This is a genomic window from Cognatundibacterium luofuense (genome assembly GCF_018139685.1).
GTDB lineage: Bacteria > Pseudomonadota > Gammaproteobacteria > Burkholderiales > Burkholderiaceae_D > Undibacterium > Undibacterium luofuense.
Genome location: NZ_JAGSPN010000025.1, coordinates 1 through 4,031, shown reverse-complemented (window position 1 = coordinate 4,031; position 4,031 = coordinate 1). Strand labels below are relative to the sequence as shown.

The following is a 4,031-nucleotide window of genomic DNA, read 5'->3' as shown; positions in this document are numbered from 1 at the left end:
TATTGCAGAGGTTCAGGAGCATGCGACAGCATGGCTATGGTTTTACAATAACGAACGTCCGAACAAAGCAGTTGGTGGCGTACCACCGAAATATAAAAAGACTTTAACAACCCCGTCTTCTACTTCTATCGTCCATTAAAAAGGGGATAATTACCCTCTGCTTGGTTGATGGTGATGGTCTTCTAAAGATATAATCTCTAGAGTTTTTTACATTCTACCTCCGTCGATGAGCCTGCGCAGGCGCTATCAACAGTGAGTCAAGCTGAAATGACACCACAGACTCCACATCTGTCACATCCTAAGTATCGCCCCGACATAGATGGCCTAAGAGCCATCGCTGTGCTGTCAGTGGTCGCCTTTCACGCTTTCCCAGCTTGGATGAAGGGTGGCTTTATCGGTGTTGATGTCTTCTTTGTTATTTCTGGATTTCTGATTTCGATAATCATCTATGAGAACTTAGATAAGGGGACATTCAGCTTCGCTGAATTCTACGCAAGACGCATTAGACGTATATTCCCAGCTTTGCTGTTGGTGCTACTAGCTAGTTTTACTTTCGGGTGGTTCTCATTGCTTGCAGATGAGTACAAGCAGTTGGGCAAACACATAGCGGCTGGAGCTGGCTTTGTCTCTAATTTTGTGTTCTGGAGTGAGGTAGGCTATTTTGACAATTCGGTAGAAACTAAACCATTGCTTCATTTATGGAGCTTAGGTATTGAGGAGCAGTTCTATATAGCCTGGCCGTTCTTTTTGTGGTTAGCTTGGAGGCCAAAATTTAATCTTTTTGCGCTTACTGTTCTTGTAGCTTTAGTCTCGTTTTACCTCAACCTTAAGGGGATTAAGAAGGATGCTGTCGCTACCTTTTACTCCCCGCAGACTAGGTTTTGGGAGTTACTGGCTGGAAGCATATTGGCTTGGTTTGCTCTGTACAAAAAAGATGCGTTCGCTAACTACAAGTTAAAGATCGATGGCTGGCCAGCTAAGCTTATCTATCGAGAAGTTGTTGATATCGATAGAAAGATCCTGTCCAACGTAGCTTCATTTGTCGGCTGCTTGCTTCTTGCGTACGGATTTTGGCAAATTACTAAGGACGTAAGTTTTCCAGGCAAGTGGGCAGCAATCCCAGTTTTAGGTGCTATGCTGATTATTTTGGCTGGTCCAAAAGCATGGATTAATCGCAAGATACTTTCCACTAAGATTGCTGTCTGGTTTGGCTTAATCAGTTTTCCGCTTTACTTGTGGCATTGGCCAATACTGTTTTTTGCTCGTATTATTGTGAGTGAGGTACCAAGTCGTAATATACGTATGGCGGCTGTTGTACTTTCTATAGTACTAGCTTGGCTTACATATAAGTTCGTAGAACGTCCTGTACGTCTGGGTAAAGGTGGAAAAGCTAAAGTTTCTATATTTTTCGTTCTAATGGCTCTTCTCGGTGTTCTTGGCTATCACACATACATCAAAGATGGCTATGACACGAGAAATTCGATAAAAGGTTTTGTTAATAATAAGAACGAACTTTTAAGAACACCAGCTTCTGATGAAGCTTGTTTGTCATACGTTGATTTAAAAACTCCATTATTTTCGTATTGTCGCTTTACCAATGTAAATTCTGATGAGACAATCGCTGTGATTGGTGATAGTCACGCGCATGTTGCTTATCCGGGAATTTCGGAATTCCTAGCATCACGTGGAAAGAATACTGTGCTTCTTGCCAATAGCGGTTGTCCACCATTTTTAGAGAGTCCGACAGGTAATAATCAGAATGAGTTAGATGCTTGTGCTAATCAAGTAGAGCAGTTGCTTAAGGTTGTTGAGAGCAAGAAAGATATTAAGAAAATATTTGTTTTCACTAGGGGCCCTATCTATTTAACTGGTACTGAACCTTTGTCTGGTGATAAGAAGTTGGGTGTATCTAGTTTTTCGTTAATGCAATTTGTTAATTCTGCTCAACGTTCAATCGATAGACTTAAATCAAAGGATAAGACTATTTTTTATGTTAGTGAGAATCCAGAGCTGAACTTTCTCCCCGATTCTTGTTTAACACGACCATTTAAGGTACTTGCTAAAAGTTGTGCCGTATCCAAAGAGTCTGTTTATGCCAGGCAAGAGGAGTATCGTAAGAGTTTTTCTAATCTTAAAAACGTTACCTATATAGACAGCCTTCCTGTCTTTTGTCCAAGTGACAAATGCCTGATATTTGATGAGAAAGGGTCTTTGTTGTACGCAGATGATGATCATTTATCTGTTGCTGGAAGCAGATTTCAAGTGAATAATCTTTTGAAGCCTTACTTCGACTAAGTTTAAGAACTAACTTGTCAAGGGGCTTAAGATGCTTGGCAGAGTGTTTAGAAAGTGTATGAAGCAGTACTTTTTGACTTTACTAGTCATTAGCATCCTGTGATAATCTGAGCTTGCCCTGAAATTTAGTTCCCCCAAAGGTGACGTAAAATCAACAAAACTTTGGAAAGGTAATCATCCCGAAAATTAACAGGCGCTAAAAGTAGAATTTTCTCGTACTATCAACGCAGGAGATTCTTCATGAAAACATCCAAATTCAGTGACAGCCAGATACTGGCTATCTTAAAGCAGGCAGAAGCAGGTGCACCTGTACCTGAACTTTGCCGTGAACATGGCATGAGCTCTGCCACTTTTTACAAATGGCGCGCCAGATTTGGCGGGATGGACGCCTCCATGATGGCGCGTCTGAAAGAGCTTGAATCGGAAAATGCCCGATGCACTGGTGGTACCTGAAGCCATCAATCATTGCTGGTCGATGGACTTTATGCATGATCAGCTTGAAGATGGTAAGCACCCGGTCAACACAGGTTGACTAGTCCTCATTTAAGCAGGCTTCCAGTTGTGTGGTAGTAGTTCGCCAATACGGCTGAATGGCTGTAATGGTAGTCTTTCCAGCACGTCTTTCATGTACCTGTAAGGATCGTGACCGTTGAGCCGGGCTGAATGAATCAGACTCATGATCGCCGCCGCACGTTTGCCTGCGCGCAGACTGCCGGCGAACATCCAGTTTTTTCGTCCCAATGCCACCGGACGAATCTGGTTCTCAACCCAATTATTATCAATCGGCACCTGAGGATCATTGAGGTAATGGGTGAACGCCGACCAGCGGTTTAAACTGTAGTCGATTGCCCTGAATGTAGCGCCACCGCCAGGAACTCGCTGGCGTTGAACCAGTAGCCATTGATGTAGTGCGTCTGCAACCGGCTTAGCTTGCATTTGACGAATAGCCAGGCGTTGTCCCGGGGTGAGCAAGCTGACTTCACGTTCCACTGCGTAGAGTCGGGCGTATAAATCCAGTGCCTCACCAGCAATCTGGCTGCTGTGGTTTGCCCACAGCTCATGGAATTTGCGTCGGGCGTGCGCCATACATCCAGCCTCCGTGATACCGGATTTGAACAGCGCCTTATAGCCTGGGAAGTCATCGCAGACGAGGGTACCCCGCCATCGGTCCAGAAATTGTTCTGCATGCTTACCACCCCGGCTTTCTGCAAAGTCGAATACCACCGCCTTCATACTACTGAGAGGTGTGCTGCAATAACTCCACAGGTAGGCCCGGTGCGTCTTGCCGTTCCCGGGTTTGAGCATGGGCAGCGGGGTCTCATCGGCATGCAATACCGGCTGATTCAGTAATTCCCGCTTCAGCGCATCCACTAACGGCTGTAAGGCAACACCGCAACGGCCCACCCATTCGGATAGCGTGGAATCGGGAATGGTGAATCCTGCCCGTTCAAAGATGCCGCTTTGACGGTACAGAGGCAAATGATCAGCATATTTAGCGACCAGCACCTGAGCCAGCAATCCGGAGGTCGGGATGCCTTTGTCGATAATCTGCGCCGGTACCGGCGCTTGTATCAATGTTTCGCATTGATGGCACACCCATTTCCCACGCACATGGCGCTCGACTGTGAATACGCCGGGCTGGTAATCGAGTTTCTCGCAGACGTCCTCACCGATCCGCTTCATTTGGCAACCACACCGGCACAGCGTTGAATCCGGTTCGTGATGAACATCAGTCC

Annotated in this window: 3 protein-coding genes and 1 pseudogene; 3 read left to right on the top strand and 1 reads right to left on the bottom strand. The window is 45.5% G+C overall.

Annotation, left to right across the window (positions count from 1 at the left end):
* The 3 genes and pseudogenes from KDM89_RS23085 to KDM89_RS19005 all read left to right on the top strand — a co-directional run.
* A partial coding sequence (locus KDM89_RS23085; protein ID WP_230427988.1) for a transposase occupies positions 1-139 on the top strand: 139 nt, incomplete at its 5' end.
* 113 nt (positions 140-252) lie between these two features.
* Positions 253-2,295: an acyltransferase family protein gene (locus tag KDM89_RS19010; RefSeq protein ID WP_329604696.1), complete on the top strand. Its 2,043-nt coding sequence runs from the start codon at positions 253-255 to the stop codon at positions 2,293-2,295.
* Positions 2,296-2,535: 240 nt separating this feature from the next.
* Positions 2,536-2,730, top strand: a pseudogene (locus KDM89_RS19005) (transposase); the annotation flags it as partial.
* Between the two features lie 108 nt (positions 2,731-2,838).
* Here KDM89_RS19005 and tnpC read toward each other — a convergent pair.
* The coding region (gene tnpC / locus KDM89_RS19000; RefSeq protein ID WP_212689497.1) for an IS66 family transposase at positions 2,839-4,031 on the bottom strand (1,193 nt) is incomplete at its 5' end.